Raw genomic sequence first — 17,751 nt, 5'->3', positions numbered from 1 at the left:
TTTCCTCTTTTATCGTTATTATAAATAAATTTGCTGAATATCTTCACATAGTGATTGAGTTTCGATTGCCCGTTTTAATACGGCCATTCTTGCAAACACACCATTTTGCATTTGTTTAAAAATACGGGAGCGTTCACATTCAACTAATTCGCTGGCAATTTCAACATCACGGTTAACAGGCGCTGGGTGCATAATAATACTCCGCGGTTTCATCATTTTTTCCCTTTCAATCGTTAAGCCGTAAGCCTGATGGTATTCTTCTTTTGTATTTCCCATCATTCCTTCATGGCGTTCATGTTGAATTCTTAGAAGCATGACTACATCGGCCTCGCGAACGGCATCATCAATTGGAACAAAAACACCGTTATCATCCTGCCATTCCTTTGGACCTGAGAACACTACGTTGGCACCTAATCTTGTTAAAGCATCATAGTCTGAATGCGCGACACGGCTATGGCTAATATCACCAACAATCGCTACTGTCAAATCTTTAAATGTTTGAAATTCTTGTTTGATTGTTAATAAATCTAAAAGGCATTGCGTTGGGTGCTCCCCTGCACCAGCACCTGCGTTAATGATGGGTATGTTCACTTTTCCTACAAGTTCTTGGAAGAAATTATTTTCTGGGTGGCGGATGACTACACCATTCATTCCTATTGATTCCAATGATTTTACTGTATCATATAAAGTTTCACCTTTTTGAACACTAGAGTTTTCCGCGTAAAAATTTAATACATCTAATCCTAACTTCTTTTCTGCTACCTCAAAACTATTCCTCGTCCGTGTACTATGTTCAAAAAACATATTGGCAACAAACATTTGCTTGTCAACCTTCCATTGATCACCGTTTGAAAATCGCTCGGCATCGTAAAGGATTTGCTCAATTTCAGTTAAAGTTAAGCCTGTCATCGTTAATAAATGTTTCATCATTTTTTCCCCCATTTGGAAATATGTGATGCCTTTTTTACAAAAAAAGCACCCAATTTGTATATACAAGGGTGCTTTGAAAAACAGGCACTCATGATCCTGTCATTCCAAAATGAACACCCTTCAAAGCCTCTCTGGACCTTCATTAAAGTGTGTTATTGTTCATTGTTTGCTTGCTTTAAGATTGAATCCTCATTTTGATTCTTTTCTCTACCTGGTAATACTATGTTTAAGATTGCTCCAATAATAGCGGCTAATGCCATTCCTGAAATTTGTACTTGTTCATTTACTTGAATAAAAGCACCGCCAATTCCAATGACTAAAATGACAGAAGCAATCATTAAATTACGATTTTTACTAAAATCAACTTTATTATCAATTAACATTCGCAAACCTGATGAAGCGATAATCCCGAACAAGAGAATAGATACACCGCCCATTACATTTGTTGGTATGGAGCTGATAAGAGCACTAATTTTGCCAACAAAACCGAAGATAATCGCGAGGACCGCAGCTCCAGCAATGACAAACACACTAAATACTCTCGTAATCGCTAAGACTCCGATATTTTCTCCATATGTTGTATTCGGCGGGCCTCCTAATAAGGAAGCCATTGTTAACGCAAATCCGTCACCTGCTATAGCGCGGTGCAATCCTGGCTTAACTAATAAGTTTCGATTAATAACTTTGCTAAGTACCATTTGGTGCCCGATATTTTCAGATAATGTAACAATGATTACCGGCAACATCGCCGCGGCAACACCCCATTTTAACTCTGGTGTGTATGTTACAAATGGGATTAATAACTCTGGTGGTGCAAACCACTTTGCTAGCTTTACTCCTGTAAAATCAACAATACCGACAATCAAAGCATAGCTGTAACCGCCAACGATTCCGATTAAGACAGGTATGACACCAAAGAAACCTTTAAAAAACATCGTAGCGATAATCGTTAGAAAGAGTGTTACCAATGCCACTGAAAAATGTAATGAACTATACGTTGCTGGATCAGTTGGATCGATTCTCATTGCCATATTAACCGCTGTTGGTGCAAGCCCTAGACCTATTACCATAATGACTGGTCCAACGACGATGGGCGGTAAAAGATTTAATAACCATTGTACACCAAATTTTTTAAGCAATAAGGCAATGATTCCATAAACAACCCCTGCCATAAAGCCAACTAGCATCGCCGTACCAGGCCCACCACTAGCCTTTGCTGCCATCACTGGTGCAATGAATGCAAACGAAGAACCTAGGTACGCTGGAATTTGACCTTTCGTAATAAGTAAGTAAGCCAATGTTGCCAATCCACTTGTAATTAGCGCAACTGCGGGGCTTAATTCTACTAGAAAAGGTACTAATATCGTCGCTCCAAACATTGCGAACAAATGCTGAATACTTAGAGAAATCCATTGCAGTGCTTTCGGTCTTTCATTTACGTCTAGAACGATTGCTTGTTTCTCCATATGCTCTACCCCAATCTTCTTGATGTCAACCTAACTTATTCATTTTCGCAAATACTAACTTGATCGATGCCGTCTACCTCTTTTAATTCAACAAAAATAACCTCCGCACCTGAAGTTGGGATATTCTTACCAACAAAATCTGCCCGAATTGGCAGCTCACGATGCCCCCTGTCAACAAGAACAGCTAATTGAATTTGTGATGGGCGGCCAATATCCATAATTGCATCCATTGCTGCTCGTACCGTTCTACCTGTGTACAAAACATCATCAATTAAAATCACCGTTTGGTCTTTAATATCAACTGGTATATTTGACCCATGCAACTCTGGCTCATTATTTGGTGTTGTTTTCGTTAAATCATCGCGATAAAGAGTAATGTCCACTTCGCCAACTGCTATTGGCTTTCCCTCAATTTGGGCAATTCTTTCCGCTAAGCGGTTAGCTAAATAAATACCGCGGGTTTTAATACCAACTAAGAGACAATTTTCTATTCCTTTATTTCGTTCAATGATTTCATGTGCAATTCGTGTTAATGCACGGCGAATTGCTTGTTCATCAAGGACGATTGCTTTTTTCTTCATCAAACATTCACCCCATTTATGAATAGTTTTTCCGAAAAATAAAAATCCTCTCACCGTTTAGCGAGAGGATTTTTTTGCACGCGCAGATAAGAGGATACAACTCCCCCTATTTAAACATCACGTCTTCCTTCTCAGCCTCACGGGACTGTAGTTAAAGGACCTATTCATTTGTTGAAAAAATTATCTCACTACGCGCGAATTTTGTCAATCGGCTTTTCGAAGATTGTTCAGCAATTGTTCGAAATACACTGGAAGCGGTGCCTCAAATTGCAAAAATTCTTTTGTGCGTGGATGGCTAAATCCTAAAATACCGGCATGTAGAGCCTGCCCACCAATCTCAAGTGTTTTCTTTGGACCATATTTCGGATCACCAACAAGTGGAAAGCCAATATATTTCATATGAACTCTGATTTGGTGCGTTCTTCCTGTTTCGAGTTGACATTCGATATATGTATAATCTTTATATCTTTCAAGGACACAAAAATGAGTGACAGCTGTTTTACTATTTTCATCTGTAACGGTCATACTTTGCCGATCATTTTTATCACGACCAATTGGCGCATCAATCGTTCCATTATCATGGGGAATGACACCGTGGACAATCGCTTTATATTTTCTTAGAACAGTTTTGTTAACAAGCTGGTCTACTAATGATTCATGAGCCATATCATTTTTAGCAACCATCAGTAGGCCTGATGTATCTTTATCAATTCGATGAACGATTCCGGGTCTAAGAACACCATTAATACCAGATAAATCCTTACAATGGGCCATTAAACCGTTGACAAGCGTTCCTGTTAAGTGACCAGGTGCAGGGTGAACGACCATTCCTTTCGGCTTATTAACGACAAGAACATCGGAATCCTCATAGTAAATATCCAAATCCATTTCTTCTGGCAAAACATCTAAAATTTCTGGCTCTGGTATATCCACTTCGATATAGTCACCACGTTTACATTTATAATTCCCTTTAACTTCTTTGCCATTAACAGTAACTAATCCTTCCTTAATCCACTCTTGCACTTGGCTTCTTGACCAATCTTCTTGAAGAGATGATAAAACTTTATCTATTCGCTCTTTTTCGTAAGCATCCGTTATTGTTGCTTCAAATCTATCCATTTAATTTTTTCTCCTTTTTGCCTTCCAACAATGTATGTATTAATAATAAGATAACACCAACAACAAGGGCAGCATCAGCAACATTAAAGATTGGATAGTGATATTGAAAGAAATAGAAGTTTAAATAAAAATCAAAAAAATCGACGACTTCTTTTCTAACAAGCCTGTCAATGAAATTTCCAATCGCTCCGCCAAGAATAAGACCGAGCGCTGAGCCTATTAAACGGCTTTCACGAGCTAATTTCCTGATGTAATAAATGATAGCGACAATGACAATAATAGTGATGATATAAAAAAACCACATTTGCCCTTGTAAAATCCCCCATGCTGCCCCGCGATTGCGGTGGGAGGTTAAATAAAAAAACTGATCAATAATTGCAATGCTTTCGGCGAACTCCATATTTTTCACAACAAGCCATTTTGACAATTGATCAATAAAAATAACAATGATTGCAAGTAAATAATAAATCACAATGCCCCTCCAATCTGCCATGAATAAAATTTATTCCTGTAAAATTGTAGCATAATCATTCAAGTTTCCACAACTTTTGGAGAATCTCATATATGGAAATTGCGTCATTGCCTCAGCTTCAGCATTCGTTCTTACAGTCGGGATAATCGTTAAATGTTCATATGGAATCCTTTCTCCCGTTTCTTCGCAAAAACCATAAAGACCAAATTCCATTTTTAATAAAGCCCGTTTGACATCATATAATTCGGCTTGAATATGTTGATTCAAGATATAGTTTTTATCACGTTCAAACAATTCAGCAACTGATTGAATATGTTCACGATCATAACACGAGTCTCTGTTTAATCTTTCCTCAAGCTCTAGTCTCATTAATTCGAGTTCTGATTTAAGCTTTGCATAGTGATCGGTCATTATCAAGCTACCTCCTCGTTCAATTGTAATCTTTATTGTGACCAGTAAAGATTAATTTAGACAGGCAACATTTTCATATGGACAAGAAAAGGCACACATCATGTGCGCCTTTTCTTATTATTAATTTACATAATGTTCTTGCACAATCGTTCCACAGTCTTTACATAGTGTTGGATGCTCTTTCACGGCTCCAACCGTTGGTGTGACAACCCAGCATCGTTCACATGTTTCGCCTTCCGCAGGTTTGACAACAACAGACAATGTATCAAACTTTTGAGCATCTTCTGGAGCATTGTCTTGTGTTCCAGCGATTTCTAAATGCGATACAATAAATAGCTTGCTTAAACCATCAATTTTATCAAGCAATTCCTTGTAGTTCGCATTTGGATATAATGTTAGCTTTGCTGTTAATGATTTACCAATTACTTTTTCATTACGGGCATTTTCTAACGCTTTTAGGATATCATCACGAATCTTCATAAATGTATCCCATTTTTCTTCGATTGCCTTAGCATTTTCAATTTCGGAAGCTTGTGGCATATCAACAAGCTGAACGCTCTCTTCTGTGACACCTGAGATAAAGGCCCAAACTTCTTCAGTTGTATGTGGCAAAATTGGCGTTACTAATTTTGTTAAAGCAAGCAATGTTTCATAAAGAACAGTTTGAATTGAACGGCGATTTTTGCTATCTGCTGCCTCGATATATAAAACATCCTTGGCCACATCTAAGTAGAACGAGCTTAACTCTATCGTACAAAAATTATTGACAGCGTGATAAATACCGGCAAAATCATAATTTTCATAAGATGTAAGCACCTTGTCAATAACTTTATTCAACTTCACTAAAATATATACATCAACCTCACGAAGGTCGCTCGATGCAACTTTATCTGTTGCTGGATTAAAATCACTTAAGTTTCCAAGCAGGAATCTAAAGGTATTCCTAATTTTCCGATAAACTTCTGCTACTTGCTTTAGAATGGCATCAGATACGCGCACATCTGCTTGGTAATCAACAGAAGCAACCCACAAGCGCAAAATATCAGCACCTAATTGATCCATAACTTTATTAGGTACAACAACATTTCCTAAAGATTTACTCATTTTTCGGCCTTCTCCATCAAGAGCAAAACCATGGCTTAAAATTCCTTTATATGGTGCTTTTCCTGTTACCGCCACCGCTGTTGATAAAGATGAATTAAACCAGCCGCGGTATTGGTCAGAACCTTCTAAATAAAGGTCAGCTGGGCGCTGCAATTCTTCCCGCTCAATAAGAACAGCCTGATGAGAAGAACCTGAATCAAACCATACGTCCATAATGTCATTTTCTTTCGTAAATTTACCATTTGGACTATGTGGTGATGTAAAGCCCTCTGGCAATAAATCTTTCGCTTCTCTTTCAAACCATACATTTGAACCAAATTGTCTGAACAAATTCGATACATGTTCAATCGTTTCATCGGTAATAATTGGCTCGCCATCTTCACCATAAAATACAGGGATTGGCACACCCCATGCCCGTTGCCGCGAAATACACCAATCTTCACGCTCTTTGACCATGTTAAATAATCTTATTTCACCCCAATGTGGCACCCATTTTACTTCCTTGATTGCTTGTAAAAGCTCTTCACGAAAATCTTTAATCGATGCAAACCATTGTGCAGTTGCTCGGAAAATAACCGGCTTTTTCGTTCTCCAGTCATGCGGATAAGAGTGCGTAATAAAAGTAAGCTTTAATAACGCGCCAACTTCTTGCAATTTTTCAGAGATAACTTTATTGGCGTCATCATAGAATAATCCTTCAAACCCAGGCGCTTGAGTCGTAAAATAGCCTTTATCATCAACCGGATTTAAAACATCTAGCCCATATTTTTTTGCAACAAGGAAGTCATCTTCCCCGTGTCCTGGTGCAGTGTGAACGCAACCAGTACCGGCTTCAGTTGTAACATGCTCACCGAGCATTACCAATGAATCGCGCTCATAGAACGGATGACGAGCAACAACATGTTCTAGTTCTGCACCCTTTAAAGTTTTAATAACTTTCACATTTTCCCATTCAATTGTTTTTGTTACTTCCTCAAGTAATGCTGAGGCAATGACATATTTTGCATCATCCACTTCAATAACGCTATATTCTAACTCAGGATGTACACAAATACCTAAGTTAGCAGGGATTGTCCAAGGTGTTGTAGTCCAAATGACAATTTTTTCATCGCCGGAAAGGACATCTTTGCCATCTTTAACTGGAAAAGCAACATAAATAGAGGCGGAGCGCTTATCTTGGTATTCAATTTCCGCTTCCGCTAAAGCAGATTCAGATGATGGTGACCAATAAACCGGCTTTAAACCTTTATAAATATAGCCCTTCTTCGCCATTTCACCGAAAACCTTAATTTGTTGGGCTTCATAATCGTTCGTTAAAGTAATATAAGGATTTTCCCAGTCACCGCGCACACCTAATCTTTTAAATTGCTCACGCTGACGGTCAACTTGCTCATAAGCATACTCCTCACAAAGCTTTCGAAATTCCGCGACGCTCATCTTTTTTCGGTCAACTTTTTTGTTTTTCGTCAAGGCCGTTTCAATTGGCAAGCCATGTGTGTCCCAACCTGGTACATATGGAGCATGGTAGCCGCTCATCGATTTAAAACGAACGATGAAATCCTTAATGATTTTATTAAGGGCATGGCCCATATGAATATCTCCATTTGCATATGGCGGTCCATCATGAAGCACGAATAAAGGGCGGCCTTCTGTTCTTGTTTGGACAAGCTTGTAAATATTTTGTTCATTCCATTTTGCTTGGATTTCCGGCTCACGCTTCGGTAAATTCCCTCTCATTGGAAAATCTGTTTTTGGCATTAATAACGTATCTTTATATTCCATTATTTCTTCCTCCTTTATAAAATAAAAAACCTCCTCATCCCAAAATAGGGACGAGAAGGTATTCCCGCGGTACCACCCAAAATTAGCTCAAAAGTAGAAAAAAATCCTACTAAATATGTAAGCCCACTTAATCATTCGTAACGTGAATGAAGCGCCGCCACCTACTTTCATCAAGCAATTTCAGTTTAGGAACTCAAGGGTGATTTTCATCATTACTTCTTCCACCAGGCTTCCACCATCCCCGGCTCGCTTACTAAGAAGAAAACGTAAGATTACTGTCCCTATCATTGTTTACTACTTTATAAACATTTAACCATTATGTTAAAAGATTATATGCAAACACGAGGCTTTCGTCAAGTTCGCAACGATTTAAGCTTCCACTATTTCTTCTGGCTCTTCATCAATATCTTTATACTGCATCAGATGCTCCCAATCATCACTTTCAATCATTTCCAGCTGGGCTTTAATTAACATACGGAAACGATTGCGGAATACTTTTGACTGCTTTTTAAGTTCATCAATTTCAATTGCAATTTTTCGTGACTTCGTTAAGGCTTCATTTATAATTCGGTCAGCGTTTTTTTCAGCTTCTTTTACAATAAGCTTCGCTTCTGTTTGCGCATTTCTTTTTACTTCCTCGGCAGCCTCCTGCGCTACGATAATCGATTTATTTAACGTTTCTTCAATATTAGAAAAATGAGTTAATCTCTCCGTTACATTTTTCACTTTTTCTTCAAGCTCTTTTTTCTCGCGAATAATCAGTTCATAATCTTTGATAACCTGATCTAAAAATTCATTAACCTCATCTTCATCATACCCACGAAATCCGCGGCTAAACTCTTTATTATGAATATCTAACGGTGTTAATGACATTGGTGGCACCTCCAACAGTAAGTATAGTAAACGAAAGTTTTACTACTTTCTTCGACATATTCTTTTTATTTCCTGCTTAATTTTAGATTATTTTCCTTTCACGACCACAATTCGCCATTTTTCTTTCTTCGTTTGACCTTCCATCCTTTTCAACTTACACCTTCCAAACCCCCGCATTGATAGCGTATCACCTTGATGACACGTAAAGGAGGGATCGTCAATTACCTTCCAATTCACTTTCACGAATTGATTATGAATATACGGCAAAACTTTTTGCCTTGAAAGCTTAAAAATCTCTGCCAAAATAACATCCATCCTCATGGATGACACTGTTACAGTTTGTTCCTGCCACTCTTCCTTAACAGTGATGATTTCTGCAAATGGAATTTGATTAAGCGTGATATTCGTTTTTCCGATTTGATTTAAATGAAGCTTTACATATTCAGCAACTTGGCCCGCGACAATGATTTGCACTTTATTGTCAGCAATTAAAATATCACCAAATTTAGCCCGTTTTAAGCCTAATCCCATCATCGAACCAAGCACTTGACGATGCTCTAACGTAACAAACTTAGAAGGAAATTGAAGAGAAAACAAAATAAGATCAAAATCCTCACGGGTTGGTTCATAGTACTCTGGATAAAGGATTACTCTTTTCCGTTCAGCTTGTTCATAGCCGCCCCAAAAGGCACATTTTATATCCTCTTTTGTCCCGATGATGCTTTCTACAATCTCCATTTCACGTGGGTCAAGAAAATCGAGGAGCTTGTATGTATAATTAGCTTTTACTTGTTCTTTCCATTCTATGATTTGATCAATAAAAGCATGCTCTTCCTTCCGGAAATGTTGGTATATTGACATGTAAACCACCTTTTCTATGAAAAAAGCATAAAAACAGGGACCTGCTTGCGATCCCTGCATGTGGCCTTTAAAACATATTAATTAAGAAATACGCTCCAGATCGAGCAAATTGTAAAACTAAAATTGCCACAATTGGTGAAATATCAATCATTCCTAAAGGAGGTATAATCCGTCGGAAAGGATCTAAATATGGTTCTACGATTCTCCCCATAAATTGTCCAATCGACGATTCCCTAGCTCCAGGAAACCATGACATGAAAATATAAATAATAATAATCCAAATATAAACTTCAATGAGCTGTGATATGATTCCAGCAATTACTCCCACTACATCACCACCTATTCTCTGTTGTCTCCAATGTCATATCAGAAATGGAACCTGCTATATCGACATTTTCAGGTGTACATATAAATGTATTCGGACCTAACTTGTTGATATCTCCACCTATAGCATAAACTGTACCGCTTAAAAAGTCGACAATACGCATGCCTTGATCACTATTAACCCTTTGCAAATTGATTACAACGGTCTTGCGGTTTTTTAAATGGTCAGCAACCTCTTGTACTTCATCATATACACGCGGCTCACATAAAATAACCTTTGATGTTTGCTGAATGCTTTGTAGACTGACGACATTTTGTTTGGCAGACCTTGTAACACGGCGGGGGACTTCATGTTCTTCATCTTCATAATTTCGTTCCTCAATATATTCGTCCTCGTCATCTAAAGCGAAAAAACTTCTAAATTTTGACTTAATGCTCATTGTTACACCCCCTAAAATTCCTTTCCGACTAAAGAAGTGCCGATTCTAATCATCGTTGCTCCTTCTTCAATCGCGATTTCGTAGTCATTGGACATCCCCATTGAAAGCTCTTCACATGGAGCATAAGGAAGTTGTAAAGCTTGTACATCTTTTTGCAATCTTTTAATTTTCTTAAAAGTATCTCGGAGCATTTCTTCATCATCAGTAAAAGGGGCCATCGTCATCAGTCCTACTACCTTAATAGTAGGAAAATCCTGTAAACTTTTCACAAATGAAACGACCTCATCGATAGCCAATCCTTGCTTAGACTTCTCATTCGCAGCGTTGACTTGAACAAAACATTGAATGATTTTATTCGTGCGCTTATTTATTTCCTCAGCTAAGCTCAAGCGGTCTAAAGAGTGAATAAAATCTACTTTGTCAATAATATTTTTAACTTTTCTTGTTTGAAGCGTACCGATAAAGTGCCAAACCGCAGCGCTTCCAATAATTTCTCGCTTTTCAAGAAAACCGCTATCGCGATTCTCTCCGATGTGCTTAATGCCAGCATTGATTGCATTTTGAGCTGTTTCAACAGAGACATATTTTGTTACAGCGATAATCTTTATTTCATTTGAATCACGATTTGAGCGACGACAAGCTTCAATTATATTTGCTTGAATTTGTTGTAAATTTTCTTTTACTGACAAAATCTGCTACCTCCATTTTCTTAAATCAGGCACCCCTCATACCGATAAAACTTAGCATTCTTCCTGCTTTCCCTTGATCGCGTCGATGCGAAAAAAATAAGTTTGAATGGCAGCTAGTACAATAATTAGAAACTTCGATATGAGCAGGTATTACTCCAGCTATTTTAAGCAATTCAACATTCACTTGTTTTAAATCAAGCTTATATTGACCGCTAGATATTTTTTCATAAATATGATTATTGATTTCACCATGTAAACGATTTGCCACTTGGTCAATTACATAATCATCGACAACATAGCAGCACTTTCCAATCGAAGGCCCGATGCAAACATATAGATCCTCTATAGAAATATTTTCTTCCCTTTTCCACAGTTCAACCATTTCACCGGCAATATTAGCTACAGTGCCGCGCCAGCCAGCATGAGCAACACCAATGATATTTTGCGATTTTGCAAAAAAATACAATGGGACACAATCGGCATAAACAGTAAAAAGAAATGTATCATTTTCTCTAGTATATAATCCATCCACACCCTTGATGGCCGTTTCCATCTGTATAGAACCTTTGCCAGCATCTTTATTTGTCACTTTCGCTATTTTTGCACCGTGAATCTGTTCAGCACAAACCCATGTAGTTAATGGGGCATCAATAAGCTCGGCAAGTTTTTCCCTGTTACGGGTGACAGCTTTCTTTTCATCATTAACATGTAAACCAAGATTCATGGAATGAAAAGGCTCTTTGCTAACACCGCCTTGGCGCGTTGAAAAACCAGCGACTACATTTTGATTAAAAGAATTCCACGTGTCAATAAATAGTACCGTATCTTTAAGCAAAAATGGTTCCTTTTCCATTTCGAACCCCTTCCCATAAAATGATGACATATTCACTCATATTTTACCATATCAATCTTAAAAGTAGAGAAAAATCTCTTTTAATAATATATTTTTGGTGCATTTGTACTATCTTGAACTGAATCATCTTTATAGGAAGTGCTAAAATAACGAACGAGAATGACGTCTGTACCAATTTTCACGATATTGCTCCAAGGAATAACGACCTCATCATTTCTACCAAATAACCCCATCATTTTTGAACCAGTTTGAATAATAATCGCATCAATTTTTCCTGTCACTAAGTTTATATCAATATCGGTAATATTCCCTAACTTTTTTCCATCTGCTATATTCACGACATCTTTTATTTGAAAATCAGTAATCGTCATCATCAGTCATACCTCCCTTTACCATACAAATATATGTAGCATGAAGCTTGGACTATGAATAGCGTCCAAACAAAAAAAGACTTGCATTCTTGCAAGCCTAATTATTGTATATTTTTATTCATTTGTTTTATTGCCGCTTTTTCTAAGCGTGATACTTGCGCTTGTGAAATTCCAATTTCTTCAGCAACTTCCATTTGTGTTTTTCCTTGAAAAAATCTTTTCGTTAAAATGAGTTTCTCTCGTTCATTAAGACGTCTCATCCCTTCTTTCAGTGCAATTTCTTCAATCCACTGCAAATCTTTGCTCTTTTCATCACTCAGTTGATCCATTACATAAATTGGATCACCGCCATCATTATAAATTGGCTCGAATAATGAAACAGGATCTTGAATGGCATCTAAAGCAAAAACAATTTCTTCGTGTGGTACGTCCAATTCCCTGGCAATATCTTCGGCTGTCGGCTCTCTTGAAGTCATACTTATTAACCTTTCTCTTACTTGCAATGCTTTATAAGCGATATCTCTTAAAGACCTTGAAACACGAATTGGATTATTATCGCGAAGATAGCGACGAATCTCTCCAATAATCATCGGTACAGCATATGTTGAAAATTTCACGTTTTGACCTAAATCAAAGTTATCAATTGATTTCATCAAACCGATACAGCCAACCTGGAATAGGTCATCGACATATTCCCCTCTGTTGTTGAAACGTTGAATTACACTGAGAACGAGACGTAAATTGCCATTCACTAGTTTTTCTCTTGCGCTTATGTCACCGCTTTGCATTTCGCGGAACAATTTGCGCATTTCTTCATTCTTCAATACTGGAAGCTTTGATGTGTCTACACCACAAATTTCTACTTTGTTTCGTGTCATTCTTTCCCTCCTTGCCTAAGAGGTTGCTGTATTAGAAAGACACGGCTTACCGCCCACAATGGCGGAAGTCCCCGCGGGGATGACCTAAAGGCCCTCGATGTCTTTTCTTATACTATCATCCATAAAAATGGAAATAGTGATAGTACAAGTAAAGTATCTCCTCATGAGGGAAATTTATGCACACGGTTTCATATGAAATGTAGACGTAATTTTCAGACCATTTTATTAAATTCTTTACGCAATCGTTTAATAATGCGCTTTTCTAGGCGAGAAATATAGGACTGTGAAATACCAAGCATATCTGCAACATCTTTTTGTGTTTTTTCTTCACCACCTAAAAGTCCAAATCGTAGCTCCATAATTTGTTTTTCACGTTCATTCAACTGCTCTAACGATTTTAACAGTAATTTTCGATCAATGCTCGCATCTAAATCCTTTGTAATAATATCCTCATCCGTTCCTAAAACATCCGAAAGTAATAGTTCATTCCCATCCCAGTCAATATTAAGGGGTTCATCAAATGATACTTCTGAACGAATTTTATTATTTCTCCGTAAATACATGAGAATCTCATTTTCAATACATCTTGATGCATATGTAGCTAGCTTTATTTTTTTCTCCGGGTTAAAAGTATTGACCGCTTTTATAAGACCAATCGTCCCTATACTAATTAAATCTTCAATATTAATGCCAGTATTTTCAAACTTTCTCGCAATATAAACAACTAATCGTAAATTTCTTTCAATCAACATCGACTTTGCCGCTTTATCTCCTGTTGGCAGCTTTTGGAGAAGTTGCTCTTCTTCTTCTTTAGATAATGGCGGTGGTAGTGCTTCCTTTCCACCAATGTAATAAATCTCATCTGCTTTTAAACCAAATTTCATTAATAGTTTGTACCAAATAAGTGTAAGTTTCATTTTTATTTTCGCCAATTTTCTTCCCCCTACTAAAGTTTTTGTTGATTTGTTTTATGCCGATCTATGAGTAGAATTAGTAAACATCTTCGGATGGAGGATGCAATCGTATTCCCCAGTTGAAGATAAAATAGTTTGACCAATACCAACCAAAACTTTTTTTACGATTATTTCCTCTCCACCTGTATGAATCATGACCTTATCAGGTTTTACTGCTAATAAGAATTGCTGTTCGGAGCCAACACCTCTATATGGGATAAGGCGAATTCGCTTCGCCCAATGAGAATCTAATGAGCTATAATCAAGTTGTTCTATTTTTTGTGATTGCATCATAATTTCATCTGGAAAATAAGCTAGTGACTTCTGAACATCAAGAATCATAACTGGCGTTTGTGTCATCGGATCATAAAGCTGATTGCCACTATCAATTAAGCCCTTTACATTCATGATTACTTCACCGATTTTAATTTGAACAGAAACAAGTTGTTCAAAATTAATTTTTGTCATTTCGATTTCTTCAATATGATGCTTTGAAAAATACCAGACAAGTGGAAAACCAATCAGCACCGTTACCCAGCTTACAGGATCGCCAAACCCTGTAGCCCTCGTTATAGTCATACCATTTATGAATGCAATATCTGTTTGGAAAAAATAATGTAACCCCAGCATGCCTCCCCCAACCATAAAAGTAATAAAATAAAAAGTTGTGAGATTTTTAATAAAGGTTCGAAATTTTCGGAATCCAAACGCTGTATATACAATAAATATAGAATAGAGAAGCTTCATCACAGGATGTGTAGCCATTGGTTGAAACGGCGTAAAATAAAAAAGAACGATGGTTGATCCTATAAATGCCCCCAAAAACAAACGCCATTTTTTTATTCTTTGCTTTAAAATAAGCGAAGTTAACAATAGCAATAAACCGTCAAAGAAAAAGTTTAATAACCATATAACATCTAGATAAATGGTCAATAAGTTTCTCCTTTCAATATAGTAATAAACGTATTTTGAGCCGCTATGAAACTAGTATATACACATTCTATTTTGAAGTCTGTCATACCATGACACTTATTCTATAGAGTTTTTGACATGTTTTTTCGCAAATTGTCGACCTAGAATGCGGAAGCACAAAAAAAGAGCACATACCTAAATAGGTACATGCTATCTTCTTATTTTTGATTAAGTTATCGATTACGGTTGCGGTTTCGCAAAAATGTCGGAATATCTAACGTATCCTCAACAGCAAATTGACCATTGTTGCTTACATGCTGCTCTACTTGCTGAATAGGTTCTTCCTTTCTAGCTGGACGGTTTGGCGCAGCACTATTACGATTACCAACAACGCTTGGGCGAGTTGGTTGAGCCTTATTCAATACTGATTCCTTAAATCCTGTAGCAATTACAGTTACAACAATTTCATCATTTAAGTTCTCATTAATGACAGAACCGAAGATCATATTAACCTCTTCATCTGATGCTGATGCCACAATATCGGCGGCCTCCTGAACTTCATATAAGCTTAAGTTCATGCCCCCCGTAATATTCATCAAGACCCCTTGTGCACCATCAATAGATGTTTCAAGAAGCGGACTTGAAATCGCCTTTTTCGCTGCCTCAGCCGCTCGATTTTCCCCAGTAGCAATACCGATTCCCATTAATGCTGATCCCTTATCCGACATAATCGTTTTCACATCGGCAAAGTCTAAATTAATAAGTCCTGGTACAGCTATAAGATCTGAAATACCTTGCACACCTTGACGGAGAACGTTATCAGCTTCACGGAACGCTTCTAACATTGGCGTGTTTTTATCAACGATTTCTAATAATCTATCATTTGGAATTACAATTAAAGTATCTACATTTTCCTTGAAAGATGAAATTCCACTTGCGGCTTGTGTTGATCTTTTACGGCCTTCAAAGGTGAATGGCCTTGTAACAACACCCACTGTTAATGCTCCTAATTCCTTTGAAATTTGCGCAATTACCGGGGCTGCTCCTGTTCCAGTTCCACCACCCATTCCGGCAGTTACAAAGACCATATCAGCACCTTTAAGAGCTTCTTCAATTTGCTCTCGGCTTTCCTCGGCTGCTTTTTTTCCAACTTCGGGATTTGCTCCAGCACCAAGTCCTCTTGTCAACTTCAGACCAATTTGTAGTTTTATTTCCGCTTTTGATAAATTTAAAGCTTGGGCATCCGTATTTACAGCGATGAACTCAACACCTTGAACCCCGTGCTCAATCATTCGATTGACAGCGTTGTTACCGCCACCGCCAACCCCAATTACTTTTATAGTAGCTAACTGATCCACATGCGTATCAAATTGCAACATCTAAAATCCTCCTATATATCCAAATTCCCATCCATATTCCTTATTCAAAAAAGGATTTAAATAAATTTTTTGCTTTCTTTACCATTTCCGCATTGTTCTTTTTCGGCTTTTTTATCACATGTTGAGTTCTTTTTTGTGACCGATCAGCTTCTTGATTAGAAGCTGCAGCAGCAACCTCAGCACCCTGTAGTTTTGCATTTTTAAATGCGTATTGGATTAAACCAACACTAGTTGTATAGATAGGATCCCGAACGCCAATGTAATCAGGCTTCGCAATTCGCAGATTATGTTGAAGCACTAGCTGAGAAAGTTCTAAAAGGCCTGGCAAATTTGCTACACCACCTGTAAAAACATAACCTCCAGGTAAGTCCCTATAGCCTAATTTTTTAATCGTCTCTTGTACCATGAGAAGGATTTCTTCTAATCTAGCTTCTATTATATCAGAAAGATCAAGCTGACTATATTGTTCTTGTTTATCACTTCCGATAACAGGAATAGAAAAGACCTCATCTTCTGAAGCATGATCATAAAAGGCATAGCCATGCTTTATTTTTATTTTTTCTGCCTCTTCTGTCGATGTACGCAGGCCAATCGCAATGTCATTTGTCATATGGTCACCACCTACAGGTAGGATTGTTGTTACTTGCAAGTGACCATGTTCAAAAATAGAAATCGTTGTTTGCCCACCGCCGATATCTACAAGGGCAACACCGATATTTTTCTCATCTTTCGATAAAGCGATGGCACCTGTTGCCAAAGACTGTAAACAAATATCAGTTATATTAAGGCCAGCTTTTTCTACACATCTTAATAAATTATGTAAAATCGTTCTTGATCCTGTAACAATCGTCCCCTCTACCTCTAAACGAACACCAATCATCCCCCGAGGATCATTAATGCCTTCCAACCCGTCAACAATAAACTGGTGTGGAACGACGCCAATAATTTCCCTTTCAGGAGGGATTGACATCACTTGTGCCGCATCTATGACGCGAGCAATATCCTCATTACCAATCTCTCTGTTCTCACTTGAAACAGCAACAACTCCATGGCATGGTATGAGCTGTACATGATTACCAGCAACCCCCACGACAACATGTCTTATATCCATACCTACCATTCTTTCTGCTTGGTCAATAGCCCTTTTGATGGATTGTACCGTTTCATCTATATCAACAATTGAACCTTTTTTTATGCCTTCAGATTTCACATTACCCACACCTATAATGTTTAGGGAATCATTTGACACTTCCGCAATGATTACCTTAACATTGGATGTACCGATGTCCAGACTTACGATTAACTCACTGTTGTTCATACTTTGGCACCTCCTTTAAGTTACTCCTATTTTAT

General features: G+C 37.7%; 19 protein-coding genes and 1 other annotated feature. All 19 genes read right to left on the bottom strand.

Annotated elements, in window-relative coordinates:
* Positions 1–18 precede the first annotated feature (18 nt).
* The 19 genes from GX497_15270 to ftsA all read right to left on the bottom strand — a co-directional run bounded on the left by GX497_15270 (position 19) and on the right by ftsA (position 17,716).
* A complete protein-coding gene (locus tag GX497_15270; protein HHY74551.1) occupies positions 19–927 on the bottom strand; it encodes an aspartate carbamoyltransferase catalytic subunit in 909 nt (302 codons plus the stop codon).
* 155 nt (positions 928–1,082) lie between these two features.
* A complete protein-coding gene (locus GX497_15265; GenBank protein ID HHY74550.1) occupies positions 1,083–2,396 on the bottom strand; it encodes a uracil permease in 1,314 nt (437 codons plus the stop codon).
* Positions 2,397–2,431: 35 nt separating this feature from the next.
* A complete protein-coding gene (gene pyrR / locus GX497_15260; protein HHY74549.1) occupies positions 2,432–2,977 on the bottom strand; it encodes a bifunctional pyr operon transcriptional regulator/uracil phosphoribosyltransferase PyrR in 546 nt (181 codons plus the stop codon).
* 204 nt (positions 2,978–3,181) lie between these two features.
* Entirely contained in the window at positions 3,182–4,096 is a 915-nt protein-coding gene (locus GX497_15255; protein HHY74548.1) for an RluA family pseudouridine synthase, read from the bottom strand.
* Positions 4,089–4,568: a signal peptidase II gene (gene lspA / locus GX497_15250; GenBank protein ID HHY74547.1), complete on the bottom strand. Its 480-nt coding sequence runs from the start codon at positions 4,566–4,568 to the stop codon at positions 4,089–4,091. The genes GX497_15255 and lspA overlap by 8 nt, the downstream gene beginning before the upstream one ends.
* Positions 4,569–4,598: 30 nt before the next feature.
* Positions 4,599–4,979: a molecular chaperone DnaK gene (locus tag GX497_15245; protein HHY74546.1), complete on the bottom strand. Its 381-nt coding sequence runs from the start codon at positions 4,977–4,979 to the stop codon at positions 4,599–4,601.
* A gap of 120 nt (positions 4,980–5,099) precedes the next feature.
* Positions 5,100–7,865 (bottom strand): isoleucine--tRNA ligase, encoded by a 2,766-nt coding sequence (gene ileS / locus GX497_15240; protein ID HHY74545.1) that lies wholly within the window; start codon positions 7,863–7,865, stop codon positions 5,100–5,102.
* Between the two features lie 43 nt (positions 7,866–7,908).
* Positions 7,909–8,162: a binding site (T-box leader), on the bottom strand.
* A 72-nt stretch (positions 8,163–8,234) separates the two neighbouring features.
* The gene (locus GX497_15235; GenBank protein ID HHY74544.1) at positions 8,235–8,738 is read right to left on the bottom strand and encodes a DivIVA domain-containing protein; all 504 of its coding nucleotides are present in this window, start codon (positions 8,736–8,738) and stop codon (positions 8,235–8,237) included.
* An 87-nt stretch (positions 8,739–8,825) separates the two neighbouring features.
* On the bottom strand, positions 8,826–9,599 hold the full coding sequence (locus GX497_15230; GenBank protein HHY74543.1) for an RNA-binding protein: 774 nt from the start codon (positions 9,597–9,599) through the stop codon (positions 8,826–8,828).
* Positions 9,600–9,666: 67 nt separating this feature from the next.
* Positions 9,667–9,927 (bottom strand): YggT family protein, encoded by a 261-nt coding sequence (locus tag GX497_15225; GenBank protein ID HHY74542.1) that lies wholly within the window; start codon positions 9,925–9,927, stop codon positions 9,667–9,669.
* Between the two features lie 4 nt (positions 9,928–9,931).
* Complete coding sequence (locus GX497_15220; GenBank protein ID HHY74541.1) at positions 9,932–10,363, bottom strand: cell division protein SepF; 432 nt, start codon at positions 10,361–10,363, stop codon at positions 9,932–9,934.
* Positions 10,364–10,374: 11 nt separating this feature from the next.
* Positions 10,375–11,052: a YggS family pyridoxal phosphate-dependent enzyme gene (locus GX497_15215; GenBank protein ID HHY74540.1), complete on the bottom strand. Its 678-nt coding sequence runs from the start codon at positions 11,050–11,052 to the stop codon at positions 10,375–10,377.
* A gap of 25 nt (positions 11,053–11,077) precedes the next feature.
* A complete protein-coding gene (pgeF, locus tag GX497_15210; GenBank protein HHY74539.1) occupies positions 11,078–11,905 on the bottom strand; it encodes a peptidoglycan editing factor PgeF in 828 nt (275 codons plus the stop codon).
* Between the two features lie 80 nt (positions 11,906–11,985).
* On the bottom strand, positions 11,986–12,279 hold the full coding sequence (locus tag GX497_15205; GenBank protein HHY74538.1) for a YlmC/YmxH family sporulation protein: 294 nt from the start codon (positions 12,277–12,279) through the stop codon (positions 11,986–11,988).
* Positions 12,280–12,377: 98 nt separating this feature from the next.
* Entirely contained in the window at positions 12,378–13,154 is a 777-nt protein-coding gene (sigG, locus tag GX497_15200) for an RNA polymerase sporulation sigma factor SigG (protein ID HHY74537.1), read from the bottom strand.
* 212 nt (positions 13,155–13,366) lie between these two features.
* Positions 13,367–14,086, bottom strand: a complete 720-nt coding sequence (gene sigE / locus GX497_15195; protein ID HHY74536.1) for an RNA polymerase sporulation sigma factor SigE — start codon at positions 14,084–14,086, stop codon at positions 13,367–13,369.
* Between the two features lie 36 nt (positions 14,087–14,122).
* A complete protein-coding gene (spoIIGA, locus tag GX497_15190) occupies positions 14,123–15,040 on the bottom strand; it encodes a sigma-E processing peptidase SpoIIGA (GenBank protein HHY74535.1) in 918 nt (305 codons plus the stop codon).
* Positions 15,041–15,252: 212 nt separating this feature from the next.
* Positions 15,253–16,398, bottom strand: a complete 1,146-nt coding sequence (gene ftsZ / locus GX497_15185; protein HHY74534.1) for a cell division protein FtsZ — start codon at positions 16,396–16,398, stop codon at positions 15,253–15,255.
* Between the two features lie 40 nt (positions 16,399–16,438).
* On the bottom strand, positions 16,439–17,716 hold the full coding sequence (ftsA, locus tag GX497_15180) for a cell division protein FtsA (GenBank protein HHY74533.1): 1,278 nt from the start codon (positions 17,714–17,716) through the stop codon (positions 16,439–16,441).
* Positions 17,717–17,751 lie beyond the last annotated feature (35 nt).

This window comes from Bacillus sp. (in: firmicutes) (assembly GCA_012842745.1).
GTDB lineage: Bacteria > Bacillota > Bacilli > Bacillales > Bacillaceae_J > Schinkia.
This window is presented reverse-complemented; position numbering and strand designations above follow the sequence as displayed.